Below are 262 nucleotides of genomic sequence, written 5' to 3'. Positions count from 1 at the left end.
AGGTGCTTTGCTCCTCATATCCGTATAAAAATCTTATCCTGGTATACTCATCGATCGCCGTGTATTGGTACAGCTTCATCTCAGGGTCAGCTATACACTTTCTCGGAACTACCTTTACGTCCACCTGAATACGCTCTCCGGGGTATGTCATCTGCTCGTATGGCTTTGGTTTATACGTCGCTTTCTTCGGCTTTTTCGGAAGCATTCCTAGTTTTTTCATAACCCTGTAAAGACTTTCAAGACAGCGTGTATACCCTTGTTT

1 pseudogene is annotated in these 262 nt (G+C 43.9%); it reads right to left on the bottom strand.

Annotated features, from left to right (window positions below):
• Window positions 1-220 (bottom strand): annotated as a pseudogene (locus WS40_RS11110) (IS481 family transposase); the annotation flags it as partial.
• Window positions 221-262: the final 42 nt, after the last annotated feature.

This window comes from Ruminococcus sp. N15.MGS-57, from assembly GCF_000980385.1.
Lineage (GTDB): Bacteria > Bacillota > Clostridia > Oscillospirales > Ruminococcaceae > Hominimerdicola > Hominimerdicola aceti.
Note: the sequence above shows the minus strand (reverse complement) of the source record. Positions and strands in the feature narration are given on the sequence as shown.